The sequence below is a fragment of the Pseudomonas sp. Pseu.R1 genome (genome assembly GCF_045764065.1).
GTDB lineage: Bacteria > Pseudomonadota > Gammaproteobacteria > Pseudomonadales > Pseudomonadaceae > Aquipseudomonas.
The window spans coordinates 1839386-1862805 of sequence record NZ_JBJGEE020000001.1 but is presented as its reverse complement, the minus strand read 5'-3'; the positions used below and the strand labels follow the sequence as shown (position 1 = coordinate 1862805).

The window sequence follows — 23420 nt, the reverse complement described above, 5'->3', positions numbered from 1 at the left end:
AGCGGTTGCTGGTTCAGAGATGGAGCCTCAGGACAGCGATCAACGCTAATTTCAGATCGCCAATCATGTTGAAAAAACAGCAATACGCACGGTCCGATTATTGTAAGGAGGCCCCTTTTCGAAGGGGCTCCCCAAACCTCGATTCGTCAATTACGACCATATAGCTTTCTTCGATCTACAAGGTAAGCTATTGATCCTGTTAGACTTATCAATCAGAGCCCATGAGGCTTGCAGCCTTCAGTCGGTCGTAATCCCTGATCTCGATCTCTCCAAATTTCAGCGCGATGATCCCCTGAGTCTCCAGGTTTCTAAGCAATTGGTTGGTGGTTTGTCGGGTTAGCGCAACCATGGATCCTAAAATGTCTTGAGACAGGCGCAAGCTGGTTTGTTTTTCATTGATTCCGCAGTAGCCACTCGCGATCAGCAAAAGACGACTGGCTAATCGCTGTGAGGCAGACAGTAGGTGCATCGATTCATGGTTTTCAAATGAAACCCGAATTTTTTGTGCCATTAGGATCCCAAAATAGGACCAGTACGCCGGTTTTTTTTCCAGCAGCGTTTTCAACGCTGAGCTTGGAACATGCAGTGTGGTGACATTACTGATTGCTGAAGCGTCATTCGGCCTTGGCAGTCCGTCAAACATGGAGATTTCGCCGATCCAGGCGGTGGGGCAGAGCACGGCATGCAATGCTTCCCTGCCGTCCGCAATAACCGATCCCACTGCTACTGCGCCTTCAAGGATGGCGTACAACCCTGTAAAACTGTCGCCACGCCTATAAAGGCGCTGGCCCTTTTTAACTTTAACTAGATTGGAATGATCAAGCAAATAGTCCTGTAATTCAACGGGTAGGTTCCCATACCAAGGGGTGGTTGATAGTTGCGCTCGGTAGCCCTGAGTATCGTAAAACATTTCGCACCAATGTGTCGGTTAGCCGACAGATAGAACTGTATTTTGGATGGATGATTAGGTTCGAGGATAAGTAAGGCAGCTGCCGAACCCAGCTGCCTACTACGCTCCCCGCACGGTTGCCCTGCAATTGTTAGGCAAATAGCATAGTTTTTCCGAGGAAACTAATAGTGGAGCATAAGAAAATTTCAGGTTTGGTCAATATCGTCAAGTTAAACCAAGCTGCTGAAATCCTCGAAGTCGCACGTAACCGCACGATAAATCGTGCGTTCGCGTCCCAGTCCCCCTTTCTCGACTGGCTGCTAATCGGTCGCATCCTCAAAGTGCTGTCGTACAAGGGGCAACGGTTCCCCACGATGGGTCCGAGAACGGCCATCGGTCGGAACAGCCGACAGCACGACTTCTGGCGCAGGCTAAATCCGGCTGCTCCCGAGATCCGCGCCAGGCCCGACTACCCCGAACCATTAGCGGAGTGGGTGAAAAATGCGAACAGGGACGCTCCTGTCGGCCTGCTTTTTCAGCAGGCAATCGGTCGTCTTCTTAAGCCTACCTCCCAGGCCGATGCGACAACGTGGGGCGCTGGTAAGTTGATCGCCGGTCCGCTCCCGCCAGGGAATACGTGGCGCAATCTGCGTTGGAAACTAGCCAGCAAGGTGACCCAGGCCAAAGCCATGCTAGCTTCAAGGGGCAACGATGACCTGTCCGGTGTTCATGGCCTCAGTGTGGCTATCCATAACATCTTCAAAGGCATGTATCAGATGCGTGATCGCTACGCCGACTCGGTGCACCGCGAGGCGATGACACCGGCAATGATCCGGCATCTGTGTCTTTACGCACCAGGGGTAGTTCTTCACGGAGGCAACAAAAAATGTGAAGGGCAGAGGAAGCCTTTGTTTGGCAGGCACGCTTCTCCTTCTGGAGTTCGAAAAAGCCAAGCAGACGGACGGTGATGAGTTCATCGTTCTGGCTAACTCGTGGAGCCGATACCCTGCGGAAGATTGGGTGCCCGCGCTGTTGGAAGGCCTATGACGGCGCGCCACACTGACTCCCGATCATAGCCAATAAGTCTGGACTCAAGGTGGAAATCCTTGGGGCTCAGAAACATAGCAACGCTGGACTGGGATTGTCAGGGAGTCAGGGAATAGCACCTAGAGCCATCGGTTCTCGCTATAGGGCCGCTGCTTCCCGAAAGTATTAGCAGGACACGTGTCGCCGCGACGGGGGACCGCTTGACGGGGTGACGCAAGACGCAGAAGTCAGTTACTAACAAGACGACCTTTAGACCAATCCAGATTAGTCGTCCGGCAGGCTCATCTTTCGAGATAGGGAATAGAAGTTCTCATGGAGAGGCTTATGACCAGCAACGTCGAACACGATCTTGATGTCTCTGACAAAATGCCGCTGCTCTGGGTTTTACGAAATGTCGTCGGGCTGACGGGGACCAAATGCCGTTGCGGAATAGGCCAATGCGGGTTTGCACTATCCACGGGGACGGCCGCACAGCACTATCGATTTGGAGTCTGGATCTCGGGCGATTTGCCCTCATGTGCTTACAGGCGATTTATTCATCAGGTCAAATGCGCAGATATTAATTGTCGTGAGGCTAACGAAACAACTGATCGTCGCAGGTCTTTCTCCATTAGCAGGCTTTGTCTAGTGTTTGCACTAGCTTTTGGCTACGAGTTGAATATCTGTAATCCGCGCCCTGAACCATTCCTGAAGGCGTCCATGACGTTGCCAAGGGCCAGAGTATTTTATGTTTCGCCTGCGATCTTCATTGCACGAGGTGGGTGCCATGTGTCCACAGCGGTTGTAGCACTTACCCGGGACCCACGACGGGATGACCTGACATTGATAGTCAGAACACAGGCGTTTTTTACATCGGAGCAAATGGGGTCATCAAAGACAATATCAAAGCAAACGGAGCGTCTGGCAAGGACCACAGAATTACTCCGCGAGAAATATAGTATTGCCGCTCCTATCGGCCTACACCTGGACAGCAAGACCCCAGCAGAGACTACCATTTGTGTGATGGCGTACATATGCGCTTAGGAGTGCAGTTAACCGTGAAGTTTTATAGCGCTTGCGAAAGGCGAAGTGGGACCATGAACATTTTTCCTCGTCAGCCTCAGGTTTATGGCACTACTTAAAATTCTGCATTTCCACTGCCTTCACCCGACCGACGTTCGAAGCAATGAGGGGGTAGTAGTGCAGCGCTTAAATTGTCCATGTTTTAGGTTTTTGATTTGCCAGGCATGGCAGGACGCCGTTGTCGATATAATAAAATTTTTGGGGGTTTTCTTTGATTTGGTACGGTTTAAGTAATGGTCAACTCCGCACTCTGCGAAGAATGTTGGAGGCGCCGCTGGAGTTTGATCCTGTTGAGTTCATTGAGCGTACGTTTGACGAGGGCGATCCCAGGCAAACAGATGAAACTCATGCATTGGCCAAAGCTTATAACGATTTGAGGAAGCAGCTTCTTGCATCACTCGGCGAGATTTATTTCGGGCTGAATAATACGTCAAAGTTAAATTTAGATAATTTTCACAAAGACTCGGCTCCTTTGGTGTATGAGTGTTATTCGCACCCTCACGATAAATTCCTTGAAAAAGCACTGATTCTGAAGTCGTGCGATGGAAATAATTTGCATCTGGATCGGATCTTAGATTCTTTCAAAATCAAGGAGTGCGTTTGGTCCACGCCAAATGCCGGAGTACATCAGATTATAAAGCTGTATTTTTTCAGTGAAGTTCTTTTCATGCTGTTGACTGGAACAGCTATCGCTATCAAGCAAGATGGACATGTTCTAATATCACCTTCCTCTCCCGAGGTTACAAAGCAGCTTCACCGGAAGTGGTTTGCAAACAGATGGGAGCAGAATAGCTGCATTGCAAACATTGCCTATATTGACCGTATACCCAAAGGTGCAGATGAGTATCGGTGGTTTCCAGCTGCAATTACAATGCTAGGCGCAGGGTTGGCAGATAAGGTTTTTTTCTTACCTGTAGAAAATCTACCTCGTAAATTGGACCGAAGCCAAAGTGTCCAGTGGATCAAGAAACTTTGCAATTTAGCAGTGCTTTGTATGTGGTGCCAAACGAAGAATGATATGGCGTATGCTCCTAATGAGCTAATTCATAAGCTTGATATTTCGAGAGAGGACATAGCAAAAATCAGATATTATTCTGACGCGCAGTCTGAGCCGGATAAGGTGTTTGCTATTAGGTCGAGAGGGATTTCCGTAGGCAATCCTAGTATTACCACTCAACTGAGGAAAACAATAAATTTTATAGCAAATGAAGTATCTGAAGGTGCCTTAAACAAGATTGTAGGCGACTATTTTGAAAAGGTCTGTGTTATTGATTTCTTTGCCAATGAAGAGATCGGTAAAAACTATCGGGTTTATACTGGTTTCGTTTCAGGAGATGTGAACGATCATTCCTTGAGACCCGACGTAGATTTAATCATAAAAGATCTGCATCGCAGTAAGTTTTTTTTCACACAAGTTAAGTATGCGCGGATTGGAGGTAAGGCATATATTTCGGGGGATATTGATCATCTAGTCTCGGGACCGTTTCACAAAGGGGTTCAGCAGTTGTTAGATGCTAGAACGGCGCTGCTGGAGGGGAAGCTGAATGATATTCTCAGCGAGAAAGGGCTGAATGAATGCACGGCGGATAATTCACATTTTTTACTGATTCACAACGTTTATAATTTTGATTTTACATTGTGGCCACAAGGGATTGTTTCTTACGAATGGAATAGCCTCAGAAACATTTTGAACTGCGGGTCAATATTCTATGGTCTGAGTAATCGACCGGTGTCCACGTGGCAGCACAGTGGTGTCTTGCCTCTCGAAGATCCAGATGCTCTCATTCAGCATTATGTAGCTAATGCGCCTGACAGCGTGGTCTCATCAATTGGGACGATTTTCGAGGCTGATAATCTAGTCGTGCGTACTGATCTAGGTGGCACCCAGATTCAGTGCCAAGGCTTAGGGCTCTAGTTGAAAACTCCAGCAATGCGCCATGAGCGTAGCTCAAGTCCGCGCTCACTTTGCGCAAGCCGCTTTAAGGGCTTTTATACGCTGCGTGTGATGGTCTAGAGGGTACAGGTAGCTTGAAGTTTTCGAGATAACAAAAATAAGCTTGCCTTTAATGATGGTCTCGTTATTAGGGCGCGGTTATGCCGCCGTATTTGGGTGTGAGATGCCGACGATCTTGATTATCGATGACGAATACCTCATTGCTGACAGCTTGAGTTTTGCCCTGGAGGATGAAGGTTTTCTGACGGTAAGGGCTGAATGTGCCCGTAAAGCTCTCGACATATTAGCCAGCAAGAGGCCCGATCTCATTATCACAGACTACCTGATGCCTGGTATGACGGGCCTGGAATTCGCTGAAACCGTAAAGGCTCGCGAACAAGTCTCGCATATCCCCATCATGCTCATGAGTGGCGCTCAAGCCTATATTGGTTTCGGAAGGCCGGACCTATTTGTTCACGTGCTAGAGAAGCCGTTTGATTTTGAGACTGTGGCCAACCTCGTCTATTTTTTGTTGACGGCGTCGCACGTACATAAGCGATTACCAAATCGGGAATAGCAGGGGAGTATTGGGCCTGCTGGCTTGCTCTCGAACCGATGAGCAAAACCACAGACCTCTAAGCCTTGTAAGCTGACGCGCTTCAGCCCTCTGATTAGCATGGAAGCGAACTTTCAGCATTATGCTCTGTTCTTTGAGCGGGAGAAGAGTTCATGTCACATCTGCGTATCTGCACCAATTCATCGTATCGCCACCCGCAGGGGGAGGGACGTAATCGGCGTGATAGTGGGTGGCTTCACATCAGTTTTATGACATTTTCAATCGCTGTTCAAATAAACAGTACTTCCTCAGAATATATTTAGGGGTTCACCTTGGCAGCATTATTTACGGCAACGGCACTCAATGAACTTAGCGCTGAAATTGTCATTTTTGGTGCCGCGCAGAGGAAAGCGGGGCGCTTAAACGAAGTTGGCTGGAGGAAACTCTTCAATGTAGTGAAGTTGCTAGGTAGCACTGGAGAGCTTCTCGCATCATCGCTATTGATGGAAGCGAATATGCATGGGATTAGAGGCGACGCCGTACAAGCGAAAATTGTTATCAACAAATATTACGCAATCTACGGTGATACATCAGCTTGGTATGTAATCAGAGCAAGCATGGCTCGGATATTCGGTGGCCCACAGCTTATTTCCCAGATGCTCGCGCGCGCATTTCCGCACGGAAATTTAACGAGATTGGAAAATATTCTAGAGATTTGCCAAGTTTCCGGGTTTTACCGAAGCGCCTATGTAATATTGCAAAAGATAGCCGAGATTGATCCTACTCGCTTCCAGCAATTGGTCAATACCATGCCGGAAGTTTTGCCCGCAGCCCGGTACATTGAGAAACACAGCTTGGATGAAGTGAAAATTTCCGAGCGAATCTTGGCACTAACTAAGTTGGTTAATGATTCAGGCTACATGCTCAGAGCGTCTAGAGTTTTAGTCGGTGAGTTTGGGATTGTCTATGAAGTTATCGTGGATGAGGATGTTGATAAGCTTGTGCATCTAAATTTCGTAGTGTATGACGTTCTTGCCAGTCAATTTGACTTCGATTACTCTGAGCACATCAGCGTAGGTGTTTCTCCGATGGAAAATGACCATGAAAGTAATTGGGTCTGATTTTCTAGATCTGGCTGAGACTAGATTGTTAGCAAATGATATTAGTGAGTTCGAATTAAGATCTACAGGCAGCCGTGTCTATTACGGTGTTTACTATAAGGTCAAAGAAGTGATTGAAGAGAAAGGGCTTTTCGCTGTCGATATGGATTTCAATGAACTTAAAGCGTCAGCGATATGGGTACTTCATGGCCTCGGAACTGAAAATTCCAAATCACTGGCGGAAGGGGTGCAGTCAATAAAAAAATTTCGATATCTTTGTGATTACCAGTTAAGCGGAAACATTGGGCCTCAGCGTGCAAAAATGAAACTCATGGAGGCTCGGTTGCTTGTAAAACGCCTTGATCGACTCCGCGCATCCAGTCCAGACATTGCATCGTATAAAAAGGACTGAGAAGTGAGTTTGGTGCCCATTAGATGGCAAGCACTAGTACCCGGTCCTCGCCGAATTATGCCTCTCGCCTTCCGCAACTGCTTATCGAAGCGATTAGCCATGATCAGCAGATTTCGAGCCATAGCGGGCTTCTTGCGGGCAAAGGATCGACCTTTCATATAGCGATTCTTGATGGTTAAAAATCCAACACCACCTCGCAATGTCTGAGTTTGAAAAAAGTCCGTGTGTCGATGGTGATCATCCAGCATTGTGAGGTAGCCAAGCTATACTCGCTTGGATAAAGCTAGGTACGAACATGGATGCAGGGGGCGGCCGTTTGCAGGTCTTTGGAATCTAGATTTTTTTACGTGATATTGACTTTGGCCAGTGCTAGGGGCCATAAGCGCTTTGGTGTTTTTTTGTTTTTATCAAGTGAAATTACAAAGAACGCAGCGTGCGCTCTTAGCGGTACAGATACAGCGGGAGCGCAAACCATGCTCACTACTTTCACATGTAGCCAGGCTCGGCGACTACTCAGTCGTCTGATCGTATTGGCCGCTAGGGGCTACGCATTCGTCATCACCAACAAAGGACGACCGGTGTGTACGCTATCAGGCATTCTGAATGAATAGGGTTGCTTAATCCCATTCGAGGTAGCTCAGGCCTGTGAGTGGCCATCCGCAAGCGAAGGCTATCGACTTATTACGGACGTTCATACGCATGCCGTAGGGAGCCTTTCTCCTTCCAACCCAGCGCGTTTTCTCAGCGTCAATTAAGGTAGTCAATTCGGGAAGGGAGACCGTTAACAAAGTAGGGTAAATATTCAATTGAAGCCGTTATACACCATTTTCTGGCCTGGCCGCCCTTACGGTTAATCAGGGTTCGCGCCACATATGATTTTCGAAAATCTATCGCCTAAGGAGGAAATAGGTATTGCAATTATGAGTACCAACGCAGAGTTACCGGCCCTCCTTATTTTGTACGCTGTGCCGAACGCATGGTTCAAGACGTAAGGCTCTCTTGGTTTCGGTATGTAGCACCACTAAAAGTCATCCTGCGGATTCTGATGTTTTTGGGAGCAGCCTCGCTTTATTGGGTAATCGTATTGGTCCAATTACTAGTCCTTTGGACATCTAATTGATTCAGCCCAAGACGGCGATGATCCCTTCGTCTGTTGTTGGCGATCTCTACCAGCTGGAAAAGTAGGATGGAACTGCATGCCATCACGTTGGCTAATTTTGGGAAGCGGTCTACGTCCCAAGATACCCGCTGCGCGGAATTGGCCCAGAGGGGTTGCCAGGTCACAGCGGTCGCTCTAGAAACGCTTCCTGTTGGGACGGGCATGTCCTACGACTTCTTCACCGTTCGCATAAAGCGTGGCATTTACTAGTGTTCCGCCCAGAATCGCATCAGCGTGAAAGATATCACCATACCAGTCTTGGCGTTCATTCTCGTGGAGTGGACCGAGCTGGAACATTAAACACATAGTAGTGCTGCCCCACGGGTAAATTCTTGCGCCAGAGCGCGAGTGCTGTTTGCGGTTTCTAGCCTTGAGGTGGGAAATATTTTATTCCGCATATGTCGGCTTCCCGACAGTTAATAAGCCATCCTTGGACTGATGATTAGCAGGATTCCAGGTTTCAACGCGGTCACCGCCTCTACAGATTGCTCAGAGCACAACCGAGGATGAGCATGATGGCGAGCGGGGTCGCCAATTGCCTATGGTCTATTTGCTTATACCGATCAGAACAGGGGGCTAGAAAAGCAGGGTCTGCCCAGAGGTAGGTTTATCACTCAGAACCTACCAGCCCTAGACCGATTACAGAGATCAAAGCCCATGCAAAAACGTCGACCGCACACTTTATCCTGCGTCCGGTTAAGCACACCCATCACACCGGGCAGGAAGATGAATGACCGCAAAGCCAGCGAAGATCAATCTAGCAATTGTGAGCTTTCCTGTTCTTCTCGTCGCTTGTAGAGACAGCGCTTCCTGTTCTAGTGGTAGGTGCCTATTTCTTAGATTGGCTATTTTTACATCGTGAGCGGGCTGCTATTCAGTCTTCTTGTCCACGGCTTAGTGCATCGCCACGGCGCAGGCGCGGGGTGGTGACGTCCAGCGCTTATCCCAGTTTACTGACGACTGTCGTTGCGCTGGGTGACTGGCCGGTGTTTTTCAACGTTTGATCGTAACCTTTGAAAATGCAAACGAAGGCCACGGCGGAGGCTTCGCACCTGTGCTGCGTAGTGCACTGGTTTGGCGCTTGGGAATGGCACCGGCAATGGACGGCAGATACGCATTCGGGAATACCATTGGCGTCACGCCAGCGGCCGGTGGGCGACTCCTAGAATTGCTCGTCAGTGAACAACAACGCAGTAAGCGACAAGTGTAAAACGGCAGAGATAAACCAACGGAAATGGCTTCTGAGTGAAACAGGAGGTGTCATGAATATGTTGAACTGTATGCGTGCTTTTGTGTGTGTGGCCCAGACAGGCAGTTTCACTGCCGCTGCCGCTCAGATGCAGACCACCACCGCTAGTATCTCAAGGTCAGTCGCCAATCTGGAGTCGCATCTTCAGACGCGTCTTCTTCAACGCAACACTAGACATGTCGCGCTCACAGAAGCAGGAAGCGCCTATTGTTTACGGTGCGAAGACATACTGGCTTCCATCTTGCTGGCAGAGTCGGAGATGGAGGCCGTGCACGATAAGGCGGTAGGCGTATTGAAGGTACACACCATGCCAGGAGTGGGTACTAGCTTCCTGATAGACGCCATGGTCAATTACCAAAATAAGCACCCTAGCGTCTCGTTCGATTTCCATCTCGGCAGCTATCTACCAAACCTAATAGAGGAGGGGTTCGATCTGTCTGTTGTGGTAGGCACAGGACTGCGTGATTCGGCTAACGTGGCGCAGCAAATAGGAGCGCTCTCCAGCACGCTTTGTGTTTCGACGCAGTACCAAATGAGGTTCAACCTGCCGGAGATTGTGGATGAACTGGATTTTCATGATTGCCTGATGCTCAACCATTCACAGCATCATCGAGGTAATTGGCTGTTTTATGGGCCCTATGGTGCTGAATCGATTTCTCCGAAAAGGGTCCCATTTCAATTCAACTCTGCTGACGCAATGCATGCAGCAATAACGAGGGGTATGGGGATTGGCATCCTGCCCAATCATTTGGCGCTTCCAGGGATTCAGGCCGGAAATCTGATTCGGGTATTGCCAAGGCATGATGTACCTGATCTGGATGTCTACGCCGTCTACCCGTCACGGCGGTACGTCAGTGCGAAAGTTCGGACTTGGATCGATCACCTACGCAACGACTTGCTCAATGTTCGAGCCGTTCAGGACTGCAAAATGAAAAATGTAGAAATGCGAGCGCGTGTTTCACTGGGCTAAGGCGTTCGCGGGGCTGGCAAGAACTCATTACTACATCAGGGGCGTCCCACGCCAGTAAGGTGCATGAGGATTTTAGGCCATAGAGCGCGGACTGTAGATTTCAACAGCTCGTCGATGGCGTGAGTCATGGACAACTCGTCACGGATCGTATTCAGCCATAGAGAGCTATCGCCATACCTGTACCGGTGATGGCTCTTGTGGAGTGGGCTAAACTGGAATGGTCGAGAGAGAGTCGCCTAGGTCAACAGGCTAATTCTTTCACCAGGAGGTGACTGCTGATTGCTGTTTTTATCCTTGACCTTAGGAAACATTTCATCTCGCGTGTGTCGGCTTCCCGACAGTAAAGAAGCTCTTTTTGGATGGATGATTACGCCTAATAAAATTTCGGGTGTCTGGGCGGTTATAACCTTTCCCGATTACCCCAACCACGAAAGAGGAAAGGCATGATGGCCTGGCGGGATCGCCAGCTGCCGGTGACTTGATTGCTGAAGGCGACCAGGGCCGGGGACCCAGAGCAGGGCGTACCTAGAGGTAGACTTATCCCACTTTACCTAGCAGCGCTCTGCCTAAACCCACCGTTGGTAAAAGAAACACGGTACGCCCGATCCGCGTCCGGAAACAACCCATCACACCGGGCAGGAAGATGAATGACCGTAGGCCGAACAAAGCTGATTCCGAGTCTAACAATCGCGACCTCTTCACTTCTCCTCGTCGCTTGTAGCAACGGCCCTTCTGTCCCCGTGTTAGGCGCCTACTTCCCAGATTGGCTATTTTGCATTGTGGGTGGGGTGCTATTCAGTCTCCTCTTCCACGCATTAGTGAACCGCTACGGCGCAAGTCAGTGGTGGGGACCTTCAGCGATTACACAATTTCTACTGACGACCATCGTCGCGCTGAGTGCTTGGCTGTTGTTTTTTCACGTCTAACTGGAACCATTGATATGACAACGAATGCCACGGTGAAGGCGTCCAGGCGTCTAGTGGTTGTGAGCCTGCTGGTGATTGCATTTGTTCTACTTATGGCAGTGGTCTGGCGACTGGACACAGCACCGCGAACAGATGACGCATACGCCTTCGCTAACACCATTGACGTTACGCCAGAGGTCAGTGGCAAGCTTGTAGAGCTGCCCGTCAGTGAGAACCAGGAGGTCGAGTCCGGGCAGGTGCTTATGCGGATTGATCCAAGGCCCTACCAAATAGCGCTTGAGCAAGCACGAGCTTCGCTTCAAACCTTGGACAAGCAAATCATGCTCGGTCAGCGCCGTGTCGATTCTCAGCAGCTCAATTCTGAGGCAGTGCATGCCAGCATCGAGCGAGCCAAGGCAACAGCTGCACAAAATGCCGATACCGAGAGAAGGCTTGAGCAACTGCATGATCGTGGCTTTGTGTCGCAGGAACAGCTTGATCAGGCTAAAACCTCTGCCAGAACCGCCAGTGCAGATTTACATACGACTGTATTACAAGCCAAGCAAGCAACGGCTGCTATCAGCGGAGTAGACGACTTGGTAGCGCAACGAGAGGGAGTGCTGGCGCAAATCGCTCGCGCAGAGCTTGACCTTGAGCGCTGCCTTGTGAAGGCACCTTTCAAAGGACGCATCGTTGGGCTGAATACTTCAGAAGGACAGTATGCCTCGGCAGGACACTCGGTATTCAGTCTGATTGATACTCGTCATTGGTTCGTCGTAGCCAACTTCCGAGAGGGCGAACTGAACGGCATCCATACAGGCAGTCGTAGTACGGTCTACCTGATGAGTAACAGCGGCTACAGATTTTCTGGTGTTGTAGAGTCGATTGGGTTCGGTGTATTCCCCGACGACGGAGGCTCTCAAGTGAATGGCTTGCCTAAGGTTGCGAGGACCATCAATTGGGTTCGCGTTGCTCAACGTTTTCCCGTACGTATTCGTGTTGAAAGCCCCGATCCTGCGCTTTTTCGAATTGGTGCTTCAGCAGTAGCAGTCATTGACGCTGACGAGCCAAAAGGCAAATCGCGGTGAGCCATGCATGGCCCGAACGAGGGTGGGCTTTTCTCGCCACGGAGTTGGCGAGCTATCCCGGACGTGGAAATGCTGTACTACGTAGCCTGATGGGATGTTCGATTGTAATTATACTGTCCATGACCCTTGAAGTGCCGCTATTGTCGCTTTCACTCGTCATTGTTTTCTTTGTCAGTCAGTCCAACGTGGTGCTCACAAGGATTACGGGCATCTTGTTTGTCGCAGGGATTACAGCTGCGGTAGCGGTCTCTGTCCTCCTGCTCAAACTGACCTATGGTTACCCTTTGCTGCGCATCCTCGGCGCCAGCGTCGTATTCATCGCGAGTATGTTCGCGATGCGTGCGACGCGGCTAGGCCCTGTTTTTTTTCTTGTCGCGATTGTCACCATATTCATTCAGAGCCAAGTCGACCTAATTGCCCAGCCTGAGAGGTTGTTGCGCCTCTGCTTATGGGTATGGGTAGCGGTGGTTTATCCAACGTTGGTGATGCTGCTGATGAATACGCTGCTGCTTACGCAGCAGCCGCAGAGACAACTGTGCGACACATTGGAAAGGCAGGTGAGCCAGATAGAGGCTCGTTTGAACGCCTTGGTTGCTGGGAGAGTTTATGAAGCCAGAATACTTCCTGGTCAAGTACAGAATGGAATGCTCAGCTTGCATAAACTGCTCAAGTTTTCTTCAATGCGTGATGAGGTTTCGAAGAAGAGCGAGGCTGAATGGCTCGTACTGATCACGGCGGTGTCTCGGCTCTATGCTGCTGTGGCGAGTCTCTCTTCAATACCGGACGATTTCAGAACGCTGACGCAGGTCCAAGCCCAATGTTCCAAACTTGCAGAGATGCTACATAGGCATGGAGGGGGGGCGTTAGCTGGCATGCAGTGCCCCATTCTGGAGTGCTCGTCAGTTGATCCAGCTTTAAGAGAAATATGCGACGCACTGCGTATGCTCAGGACCAGAAGCGATGCCGCAAGCCGACCATTGACCAAAGTGGCTGACCCCCTTTTTGCAGCTGATGCGTTTACCAATCCAAACTACCTTCAATTTGCGGTTAAGACATGGATCGCCACTTGCATTTGTTATGTTTTTTACAGTGCGGTGGACTGGTCGGGCATCCACACCTCCATGCTCACCTGCGTGATTATTGCATTACCCAGTTTGGGCGCAGCTATGCAAAAGGGCCTCCTGCGTTTGTACGGATGTTTGGTGGGCAGTGTCCTGGCTATGGCCTCCGTTGTATTCATCATTCCGCTCATAGACAACATAATCGGACTCCTGTTGATGAGCTTGCCTATCATAGGCTTGGGAGCGTGGGTTGCTGCGGGGTCGGAGCGCATCAGCTACGCGGGCGTTCAGATAATGTTTTGCTTCGCCTTGGCTTTGCTTGATGAATTCGGACCAACCACTGACTTAACTGAAATACGAGATCGAATAATTGGTGTGGTTATAGGATTGCTGGTCGGTACCTTCATTCAAGCTGTCCTTTGGCCTGAACGTGAAGGTGACGGTGTAGCCCGGAGATTAAGCGATGCATTAACTGCGGTAGTGGATCGATTGCGCATTTCAACTGATCATCCTTCAGGTGCAGACGAGAAGCTACAGGCACTGAATCTGCGTTCTTCAGCGCAGGTCGCAGTTTGCGAGTCATCATTAGCGAGAGTGGCCTTAGAGCCCGGCTGGCGGCAGGGCGATCAAGAGGATCTCATCATTGCCGCTCAAACCCTTTTGGCTCAGACTCGAGAGTTTCATCTGCTGAGTGATCAATTCATGCGAGCGTACTTCGCACGGGCTGAGTACACACCGCAGCTTATGCAGGACGTACTGGATCGTGATCGCGAAAATATGGCGCTGTGGCTGGAAAAATACATAGCTTGTTTAAGGGGCAGCTTGGAGCCATCAACGATACTAGGTGACTATCCGCAGCTAGAGTCAAACTCTCACCTAGACCCTTTAGCGAGCAGAATGGGTGAGATGGCTGCATTAGGGCGATCTCTTCCGATGTTATAGGTTTTATCAATTCGGTTACCCCCTTAAGCAGAAATGGGCCAAGCAGAGACAGACGTTGTCGCTTTTCGGATGTACGGTCATACCTTGAATCTACTTGTGCATATATGCGTGCTGATGGGCATCAAATGATGCGATTTGGCATCCATAAGCTCTTTGTGCGTGGATTGGCCGAAAAAACCGAGCTTCTCTATTGGTAGAAATATTGCTGAAGGAGTCGAACATGCTCAGCGCTGATGCCGGAAACACTTCGCCGCAACACTTCCGCTCAAAGCTTGGAAGCATAATCCGATCCTCAGAGTATTGCGAATGGAAGGTAAAGATATGCTGATTGTTCACCTAACTTCCCGTGCGAGTTGCGATTCATCTGGCTAGACGGCCTAGGCACTTGGCAGTGATCGTTAAGGAAGTGCTTTACTTGTGCACACATTTTACCCTGCGGCTCGTTTTTATGCCTAAAATTGGACGGCAGACTATTTAACACCTGGCAAGCATAATTCTTTGGAAGGAGTCATCATGTCATCAGCGTCAACCGTGAACATCACAGGTAACACTCATGCCTATCGTCCCCTGATTGATAAGTTAATCAAAATTTGCGGTTCCAAGCACGTCTTGACCGAGGCAAGCCAAACCAAACGATACAGAACCGGAATTCGATTTGGGTCTGGGAAAGCGCTCGCAGTTGTGCGACCTGGAACTCTGGTAGAACAGTGGCGTGCCCTGAAGGCTTGCATCGAAGCTGGCGTCATCGTAATCGGTCAGGCGTCTAATACCGGTCTTACTGGTGGCTCCACGCCAGACGGAGATGATTACGACCGAGAAATTGTGATCATCAGTACAGCTCGAATTAAAAAGATCTACCTGATTGAGAATGGTGTTCAGGTGATCTGTCTTCCCGGTGCAACCTTGGATCAGTTAGAGAAGGCATTGCTTCCACTGGGCCGCGAGCCACATTCGGTGATCGGCTCAAGCTGCATCGGTGCGTCCGTATTTGGCGGCATTTGCAACAACTCAGGTGGAGCGTTGGTTCAGCGCGGACCCGCGTACACCCAAATGACCGTTTTCGCCCGTGTGACTGATGAAGGCAAGCTCGAACTGGTCAACCACTTGGGACTTCAAGTTGAAGCCACCGAAGAGGAGTTTTTGGGACTATTGGACGATGGGAACTTCAAAGATTCCGACATCATTCACAACGAAAGCGTCTGTCACGATCATAACTATGTAGACCATGTGCGCCAAGTCGAGGAACCGACTCCAGCGCGTTTCAACGCTGACCCGAACCGCCTGTTTGAATCTTCCGGCTCAGCAGGCAAGGTCATGGTGTTTGCAGTACGGTTGGACACATTCGAAGCACAGAAGAACGCCAAGGTATTCTACATCGGTACTAATCATGCCGACGAGCTGACCGCCATACGCCGCGCGGTTCTGGCTGATTTCAAACATCTACCAATTTCAGGTGAATACCTTCACAGGGACGCTTTTGAAATTGCGGAGAAGTACGGCAAAGACACTTTTTTGCTCATCCATTACCTCGGAACTTCACGTTTACCTGGTCTCTTCGCGCTGAAAGCTAAATTTGATAGCTGGTTTTCAAAATTATCATTCCTGCCCTCAAATTTCACTGATAGGGTGATGCAATTCGCGAGTACGCTCTTCCCCAACCACCTTCCGAAACGCTTGCAGGAATATCACAAAACATATGAGCATCACTTGCTACTCAAGGTCAGCGCCGAAGGCGCAGAGGAGGCGCGCCAATATCTGAATGACTATTTTCTTGAAGCGAGTGGTGGTTATTTCGAATGTAGTGAAGAGGAAGGCGAGAAGGCTTTTCTGCATCGTTTTGCAGCAGCAGGCGCTGCAAATCGGTATCGGGCAGTGCACACCCGAACTGTGGAAAACATCCTGGCTCTGGATATCGCGCTACCGCGCAACGAGCGTGAGTGGTTTGAGCATCTCCCTGCTGAAATCGAAAAGCCGATCATTCTCAAACTCTACTACGGCCACTTCCTGTGCCACGTATTTCACCAAGATTACATCATCCAGAAAGGTCATGACCCAATGGCGCTGGAACACCAAATGTGGAAGCTACTGGACAAGCGGGGAGCGGAGTATCCCGCCGAGCACAACGTAGGGCATCTCTACTATGCGAAACCAGCGCTCCGAGATCATTACAAGACGCTTGATCCTTGTAACTGTTTCAACCCAGGCATCGGTCATACATCCAAATTTGCTTTCTACGACGACCCTGCCGGGGGCAACCGATCATCTCAGTTCAATCATTAACGTCAGTGAATTGTCACCAACACTGACTGACTAATAGCCGACATCAGTACCACCATCTTAAAATTGATGTAACGGTCTTCAGTCGAGCAGGCGGCATGGCGCTGCCTGCCATCGATTTAAAAGGGTGTCGGGTATGCTTACTAAGAGTTGCTGCATTCTTGCCGTATAAAAAACAGTTTCATGCATTAATGGATGGCGTTTCCAAGACTGGCTGCCCTAAGGCGTTCAAAGTCACGGATTGTAATCTCTCCAACTTTCAAGGAAATGATACCCTGACCCTCTAAATTTTTAAGCAGTAAGTTGGTAGTCTGTCGAGTCAGAGAAATCATAGACCCTAATGTATCCTGCGCGATCTTCAAGGTACTTTGTGTTTGCGAGATTCCACTGTAGCCACCGGCAATCAACAGTAGGCGGCTTGCCAGTCGCTGAGCGGCTGAGAGCAGTTGCATAGATTCGTTATTCTCGAAAGAAACGCGAATCTTCTGCGCCATCAACATACCGAAGTAGGCCCAGTATGCGGGCTTGTCCGCAAGCAGTTTTTTAAGCGCTGATCCATGTACGTGGAGTACCAAAACGTTAGTCATGGCTAACGCGTCATGCGGGCGTGGCAGCCCGTCGAACATCGAAATCTCACCGATCCAGGCGGTGGGGCCGAGAACGGCATGCAAGGCTTCTCTACCGTCTGCGACCACTGTACCCATTGCTAATGCTCCGTCGAGGATGGCGTACAGACCGGAAAAGCTATCCCCTCGCTTATAAAGGCGCTGGCCTTTGCCTACTCGTACTAAGCTGGAATGGGCAAGCAGATAGTCTTGCAAGTCAGCAGGTATGCCTCTGTACCACTGCGTGACAGCTAATTGCGGCCGATAACTTTGAATTTCGGAATGCATTTCGCACCAATGTGTCGGCTTGCCGACAGAAAGAAGCAGTTGTTGGACGGATCATTAGGGGGCAGGACAAGCAAGACCAGTGCCACGCACGCGCGTTGGTCTTCGTAACCCCCGGACAATCCCTAGCGCTCGCTGGGAATAAAAGCATAATCTCTCCGAGGAATCATCGTGGAACACAAACATATTTCCGGCTTAGTCGATGTCATCAAGGTCGACCAACCTGATGAGATTCTGAAGGTCGCTCGGGACAGCAGTTTTGATCGAGCGTTTGGGCCGTCCAAGCCAATCCTGAATTCCTTACTCATCAGCCGCATCCTTGGAGTATTGTCCTACAAAGGGCACCGATTCCCCGCGATGAGTGCAAAGAAGGCAAACGGCAGAGCGCGTAAGCAAGATGATTTGTGGCGTAAGCTAAACTCGGAGGTTTCCGAAATCCGTTCCGGCCCTCAGTTCCTGGAACCGCTAGCAGAGTGGACACGAAATGCGAATAGCGACATTGCTGTCGGTCCGTTGCTTCAGCAGGTTATTGGCCGGTCGTTCAATCCTAATTTTCAGGCCGATGCGCAGACGTGGGGCGCTGCTCAGGTAATTGCCGGGTCCCTGGCACCTGGCAACACCTGGCGGAATTTGCGGTGGCGTTTATCTGGAAAGGTTACTCAGGCGAAAGCGTTGCTCGCTTCGAAGCTCAACGATGACCTAGCTGGAGTCCACGGCGTCAGCGTGGCTATCCATAACATTGTCAAAGGCATGCATCAGATGCGCACTCTTTACAAGGATGAGGCGCACCGTAATGCGATGACCCCGGAAACGATTGGACATCTTTGTCTCTACGCTCCGGGAGTCGTTCTTCGCCAAGCCACAGAGGAAGGTGAGCTGGGCGGTTGCCCTTATTCCTCGGGTACACTTTTCCTCCTGGAGTTGGAGAAAGCCAGGCAGGTAAGTGGAGATGAATCGATGGTTTTCCTCGGGGATACATGGAGTCGCTGCCCGGCAGAGCAATGGGTGCCTGCACTGCTGGAGGGTGTATGGCGGCGAGCTACAACGGCGAGTGGTCATGGACCTATAGGCATCTGAAGGTAGAGGGATCTGACACCCCCAATTACTCGATCTGCTCGGCGGCGAGCACTATAGCCGAGTGAGCGCAGATGGATTGTCAACTCTGTCCCCCTTAGTGTAGGGGGACATCTGAGACGATGCCTCTAACCTACAAGAGCCGACACTAGCCCAACGGCTTTGGAACCCACTATTCAGTTGTCCGACAGACTCGTCATGAGCGATGAGTCCCAGAGGTTGTCATGCAGAAATTGATGATCAACAACGTGGAGCACGAGTTAGATGTCCCCGACGACATGCCCCTGCTCTGGGTTCTGCGCGACGTTATAGGGTTGACCGGAACCAAATATGGCTGCGGTATCGCTCAGTGCGGCGTGTGCACAGTGCACCTTGACGGCCATGCCACGCGCTCCTGCGTGTTGCCAGTCAGTGCAGTAGCGGGTCGAAAGGTAATCACTATCGAGAGTGTCGGTGAGCAAGCTATCGGCCAGGCGGTGCAGAAAGCTTGGCTGGAACACGAGGTTGTCCAATGTGGTTACTGCCAGTCTGGACAGATTATGTCTGCTGTTGCGCTGCTGAACGAGCACCCTAAGGCGACCGATGAGCAGATCGTTGACGCCATGTCGGGCAATCTTTGCCGTTGCGCTACCTATACGCGCATCCGGGCAGCCATCAAAAGCGTCAGTCAGGCGTGAGGCAATAACCATGTCCGAGCATCAATCATTTTCAGCTGTCCTGTCGCGTCGGGCGCTGCTCAAAGGTAGCGCGGTCCTTGGTGGTTTGGTCGTCAGCGCCTACCTGCCGCCGATGGTTTCCCGCAGTTTCGCTGCCGACGTTGTTAAGAGTGCTAACTTGGGTGACAACGCTGAAAAAGGCTATGGCGCGTTTGTGCGCATCGACCACACTGGCGCAGTCACCGTTATCTCACCGAAAATCGAAATGGGCCAAGGGGTTCAAACAGGCATTGCGATGATGGTTGCCGAAGAGCTTGAGGTGCCATTAAACCAGGTCAGAATAGCCGAAGCCCCGCCCAACGCAGCTCTGTACACCGACCCTTTGCTGACCTTCCAGGCCACCGGTGGCTCAACGTCCACCCGCTACACGTGGGAGCCTTTGCGCAAGGCTGGGGCAGGGGCGCGCATTGTGCTGATTCAGGCAGCTGCATTGCGCTGGAGTGTTGCACCAAGCCAGTGCCGCGCAGAGAACGGCCGGGTGTTGGGGCCGAACAATCAAAGCGCCGGGTACGGTGAGCTTGTGGATGAGGCGGCGGCACTACCTCTCCCCAGCGAAATCCCCCTAAAGCCTGTCAGCGAATTCAAGGTGCTCGGCAAGCCCGCGCAGCGTCTGGATACACCGAGCAAGGTAAACGGCAGCGCGAAATTCACCATCGATCTCCAAGTCCCGGACATGCTGATCGCCTCCACACGGACCTGCCCGGTCTCAGGCGGCAAGCTGCGCGATCTCCAGAACGAGGCGCAAGCACGGGCGATCTCGGGAGTCAGAGATATCGTGCGACTAGACAATGCTGTGGCTGTGACGGCCACCAATTTCTGGGCGTGCCAGCAAGCGCTCAACGCACTAGAAATCGAGTGGGAAATGGGGCCGCATTCCACTCTTAATTCGGCGCAGCTCGATAAATCCCTATTCGAAGCCAGCGCCGGAGATGGTGTTTTTGCGCAGAAATCAGGTGATATCGCAAGCGCGCTAAAAAGTGCCCCAAACACATTCGAAGCCATCTACGAGCAGCCCTTCCTGTCGCATTCCCCACTCGAACCAATGACGTGTGTCGCCCATGTCCGAGCTGACGCGTGCGAGTTATGGGTCGGCTGTCAGGCTCCGGGACTTGCACAGATGGGAGCAGCCAAAGTCAGTGGGCTCCCAGTTGAAAAGGTTGTGATTCATAACCAACTTATCGGAGGCGGTTTTGGCCGACGTCTAGAATCTGACTTCATTTTTCAAGCGGTGGATATAGCCCGAAAGCTAAGCTATCCGATCAAGTTGATCTGGAGTCGTGAAGAAGACATGACTCATGATCGCTATCGCCCGCACTACGTCGACCGCCTCAGCGCTGCCCTGGACAAGGACATGCGCCCAGTGGGGTGGGAACATCGTATTGCCGGTGCATCAGTGGTCGCTGCCTATCTTGGAGGGCTTCCTGAGGATGGGGTCGATTTCGATGCCGTTGAGGTCGCGAAAGATCCAATCTACACATTATCAAATCTGCAAGTTCGGTACATACGGCACGATCCGGAAGTGATTCCTGTTTCTTGGTGGAGAGGTGTCGGGCCACTGCGCAGCACTTATGCGGTCGAGTGTTTTATTGACGAGTTGGCTCACAACGCTAAGGCCGATCCTGTGAAGTATCGCCTTGGCTTGATGCAGTCACAGCCTCGTGCCCAAGCCGTATTGAGCAAAGCCGCCGAACTCACACAATGGGACAAGCCTTTGCCTGCTGGATCCGGTCGCGGCGTCGCAGTGACGGCAGTATTTGGAAGCTTCGTTGCCACCGTTGTGGAGCTGGAAAAGCAAGGTGAGAAGGGCCTGCGCATCAAGCGGCTTCTCACGGTTATCGACTGTGGTTTTGCGAACAATCCAACCTCGGTGACCGCACAGATGGAAGGAGGCACTTTATTCGGCCTGTCAGCGGCCCTGTTCAATGAAATCCTAATCGAAAACGGGCAGGTTCAGCAGACCAACTTTCATCAGTACCGACAAATTCGCATGAGCGACGCGCCACCCGTGGAGGTGCATATCGTAGACAGTGTCGAAAGCCCTGGAGGGGTTGGGGAAACCGGCGCAGTTCCTGTAGCAGCAGCACTGGTGAACGCACTTTATGCAGCAACAAACGTGCGCGAACGCCGCCTGCCATTGAGCCGCTCGGGTTACTTCACTGTTTGAGGAGTGCGTCATGAAACCTATCTATCATGCACTTTTGCTCATGGCCGTTTGCTGGACCCTCAGCGTTGATGCGAGTGAAATGGCCATAGTTAGCAAGGGTGAATATCTAACACGTGCTGCTGACTGCGTGGCTTGTCATGCGGTGCCGGGAGGAAAGCCGTTTGCAGGGGGGCTTGAGTTCAAGCTACCGTTCGGCAGCATATTTTCACCCAATATCACCCCGGACAAAGAAACCGGAATCGGTAACTGGACTGACGATGAATTCGTTGAGGCGTTGCAAAAAGGGGTGGGCAAAGATGGCAAGCATTACTATCCAGCCTTTCCATATACGTCGTACACCTTGATGTCACGCGAAGACATTTTAGCCATCAAGGGATACCTGTTCAGTTTGGAGCCGGTAAGGCAAGTCCCCCCAGAGAACACCCTTTCGTTTCCATTCAATCAGCGGTGGGGAATGATGTTCTGGAATGCCCTCTTCGCGCCCAACGAGCGATTTACGCCCGAGAGCAAGCAGTCTGCTGAATGGAATAGAGGCGCATATCTGGTTCAAGGACCTGGCCATTGTGGAGAGTGCCACACTCCACGAAACCTCTTTCAGGCAATGAGTTCAGGCAGATCATTAGCTGGAGCCGAACTGGGGAACTGGCGTGCCTACAATATCAGCTCTGACGTTCAACACGGCATCGGCGCTTGGCCAGAAGAGGCAATCGTAAGCTACCTTTCCAAAGGTTTCGCACCTGGTTTTGGCGGGGCGGGCGGGCCGATGGCCGACGCGGTGGAGCACAGCTTGCGTTATCTGAACCCTGAAGACCTTAAGGCCATTGCGGTCTATCTCAAGGGTACTCCCGCGCGAGCAGAGGGGGTTCCAAGGCCGACTCTTGTAATCAATGACTCCGCTCTGCAAAAAGGGGTTGGGCTCAAGCTGTTCAATGACACCTGCGTAGCGTGTCACCAACTCGACGGGAGCGGCAGACAGTCACCGGCTGGCGGGCTTGCCGGGCTGAAGACTGTAAACGACCCTACAGGTAGAAATCTAATAGCCACCTTACTGGAAGGCCACACCCCCAATTCAATGAGAGCAGATCAGCGAATGCCCAACTTTACGGGAAGTTACAGTAACGAAGAACTCGCGGCGGTGAGCACCTTTGTCCTTCGACGATTCGGTCAAGCTCAAGGTCAGATCAAGCCAGATGATGTTGCTAAAAGTAGGGCCAGCGCTCTTCACTGACGTCGGGTCTAGTAGAGCCTTCTTGGGCAGTTGATTGTTCGGGGAGGCGCCCTATGGCTGCGTCTGCGATAGGTGGAATTCCGCTGGGCCGGCCAAGCCTCAAGAGGTCGCTGACTTGATCGCCTTCTTCGCGCCCCCACGAGCCACCTCAATCTCAGGGGCCGAGCACCGTATCGACGGAGGTACCGTTTCGACGCTATAACTGATTCAGGGCAGGTCATTACGGCTCGCGTTTTCCGAATACCCGGAAAGCCCGGAGCAATGGGGGACGCGAGGAAGAGGTCTGTAAATCAAGCCGCCCTCGTCGCAACACCCAAACGCATACTATCCCCAATATCCCACCATGCCATCCGATTGGTCTGCGTACCTATCTGTTTTAAATAGGGAATTTTTGGCTTGTCCGACAATCCTTGGTATAGATCACCGCCTTTCAAGGAGCAACACATCATGTCCCAGGAATTTCATTACCGGATCGCCTATTTGCTGAACGGCGTCTATAAAACGTTCTTCATACGCGCGTCCAAAATGGACAACGCTGAGGCGTGGCACTGGGCAAGCGTCGACGCTGGATTCGGCCAATTGCCCAAGTATCGCTCTGACCCTATCACCAAACTCAGCAAACCTCAGGCAGAGAGATTTGGTATCACTGGCGTCGAGTGGGGGCGGGCATGACTACATCCGATCAACTCAAGGTGTAC

The 23420-nt window shown here is 51.1% G+C and carries 18 protein-coding genes and 1 pseudogene; 17 read left to right on the top strand and 2 right to left on the bottom strand.

All coding sequences use genetic code 11. The features are described 5' to 3' along the window. Window positions 1-208: 208 nt before the first annotated feature. On the bottom strand, window positions 209-910 hold the full coding sequence (locus tag ACI5GA_RS08680) for a Crp/Fnr family transcriptional regulator (RefSeq protein ID WP_421422555.1): 702 nt from the start codon (window positions 908-910) through the stop codon (window positions 209-211). A 167-nt stretch (window positions 911-1077) separates the two neighbouring features. On the opposite strand from ACI5GA_RS08680, the gene ACI5GA_RS08675 reads away from it, so the two are divergent. From ACI5GA_RS08675 to dld, 11 genes are all read left to right on the top strand, one after another. Next, window positions 1078-1857 (top strand): hypothetical protein, encoded by a 780-nt coding sequence (locus ACI5GA_RS08675; protein WP_421422554.1) that lies wholly within the window; start codon window positions 1078-1080, stop codon window positions 1855-1857. A gap of 391 nt (window positions 1858-2248) precedes the next feature. Then, window positions 2249-2959 (top strand): XdhC family protein, encoded by a 711-nt coding sequence (locus ACI5GA_RS08670; RefSeq protein WP_421422553.1) that lies wholly within the window; start codon window positions 2249-2251, stop codon window positions 2957-2959. Between the two features lie 250 nt (window positions 2960-3209). Beyond that, window positions 3210-4913, top strand: a complete 1704-nt coding sequence (locus ACI5GA_RS08665; RefSeq protein WP_421422552.1) for a hypothetical protein — start codon at window positions 3210-3212, stop codon at window positions 4911-4913. A gap of 151 nt (window positions 4914-5064) precedes the next feature. Then, window positions 5065-5508 carry a response regulator gene (locus tag ACI5GA_RS08660; protein ID WP_421422551.1) on the top strand — a complete coding sequence of 148 codons (444 nt, stop codon included), beginning with the start codon at window positions 5065-5067 and terminating at the stop codon, window positions 5506-5508. Between the two features lie 311 nt (window positions 5509-5819). Then, window positions 5820-6608, top strand: a complete 789-nt coding sequence (locus tag ACI5GA_RS08655; protein ID WP_421422550.1) for a hypothetical protein — start codon at window positions 5820-5822, stop codon at window positions 6606-6608. Continuing rightward, window positions 6589-6999, top strand: coding sequence for a hypothetical protein (locus ACI5GA_RS08650; RefSeq protein ID WP_421422549.1), 411 nt, complete (start codon window positions 6589-6591; stop codon window positions 6997-6999). Before ACI5GA_RS08655 ends, ACI5GA_RS08650 begins: the two co-directional genes overlap by 20 nt. A 2421-nt stretch (window positions 7000-9420) precedes the next feature. After that, window positions 9421-10377 carry a LysR family transcriptional regulator gene (locus ACI5GA_RS08645; protein ID WP_421422548.1) on the top strand — a complete coding sequence of 319 codons (957 nt, stop codon included), beginning with the start codon at window positions 9421-9423 and terminating at the stop codon, window positions 10375-10377. Window positions 10378-11024: 647 nt separating this feature from the next. Beyond that, window positions 11025-11303: a YtcA family lipoprotein gene (locus ACI5GA_RS08640; protein WP_421422547.1), complete on the top strand. Its 279-nt coding sequence runs from the start codon at window positions 11025-11027 to the stop codon at window positions 11301-11303. Between the two features lie 14 nt (window positions 11304-11317). Further along, window positions 11318-12370: a multidrug transporter subunit MdtN gene (gene mdtN, locus ACI5GA_RS08635; RefSeq protein WP_421422546.1), complete on the top strand. Its 1053-nt coding sequence runs from the start codon at window positions 11318-11320 to the stop codon at window positions 12368-12370. Between the two features lie 119 nt (window positions 12371-12489). Continuing rightward, a complete protein-coding gene (locus ACI5GA_RS08630) occupies window positions 12490-14373 on the top strand; it encodes an FUSC family protein (protein ID WP_421422545.1) in 1884 nt (627 codons plus the stop codon). A gap of 513 nt (window positions 14374-14886) precedes the next feature. Then, the gene (gene dld, locus ACI5GA_RS08625; RefSeq protein ID WP_421422544.1) at window positions 14887-16653 is read left to right on the top strand and encodes a D-lactate dehydrogenase; all 1767 of its coding nucleotides are present in this window, start codon (window positions 14887-14889) and stop codon (window positions 16651-16653) included. Between the two features lie 185 nt (window positions 16654-16838). Here dld and ACI5GA_RS08620 read toward each other — a convergent pair whose 3' ends face one another. After that, on the bottom strand, window positions 16839-17543 hold the full coding sequence (locus ACI5GA_RS08620; protein WP_421422543.1) for a Crp/Fnr family transcriptional regulator: 705 nt from the start codon (window positions 17541-17543) through the stop codon (window positions 16839-16841). Between the two features lie 168 nt (window positions 17544-17711). Between ACI5GA_RS08620 and ACI5GA_RS08615 the strand changes: the two genes are divergently transcribed. The 6 genes and pseudogenes from ACI5GA_RS08615 (at window position 17712) to ACI5GA_RS08590 (ending at window position 23394) form a co-directional block, all read left to right on the top strand. Next, window positions 17712-18617, top strand: coding sequence for a hypothetical protein (locus tag ACI5GA_RS08615; protein WP_421422542.1), 906 nt, complete (start codon window positions 17712-17714; stop codon window positions 18615-18617). A gap of 221 nt (window positions 18618-18838) precedes the next feature. Then, on the top strand, window positions 18839-19291 hold the full coding sequence (locus ACI5GA_RS08610) for a (2Fe-2S)-binding protein (protein ID WP_421422541.1): 453 nt from the start codon (window positions 18839-18841) through the stop codon (window positions 19289-19291). A gap of 10 nt (window positions 19292-19301) precedes the next feature. Further along, on the top strand, window positions 19302-21494 hold the full coding sequence (locus tag ACI5GA_RS08605) for a molybdopterin cofactor-binding domain-containing protein (RefSeq protein ID WP_421422540.1): 2193 nt from the start codon (window positions 19302-19304) through the stop codon (window positions 21492-21494). A 10-nt stretch (window positions 21495-21504) separates the two neighbouring features. Continuing rightward, complete coding sequence (locus ACI5GA_RS08600) at window positions 21505-22722, top strand: c-type cytochrome (RefSeq protein ID WP_421422539.1); 1218 nt, start codon at window positions 21505-21507, stop codon at window positions 22720-22722. 65 nt (window positions 22723-22787) lie between these two features. Next, window positions 22788-22924 (top strand): annotated as a pseudogene (locus tag ACI5GA_RS08595) (short-chain dehydrogenase); the annotation flags it as partial. A 245-nt stretch (window positions 22925-23169) separates the two neighbouring features. Continuing rightward, window positions 23170-23394 (top strand): DUF6555 family protein, encoded by a 225-nt coding sequence (locus ACI5GA_RS08590; protein ID WP_421422538.1) that lies wholly within the window; start codon window positions 23170-23172, stop codon window positions 23392-23394. The last annotated feature ends 26 nt before the right edge of the window (window positions 23395-23420 follow it).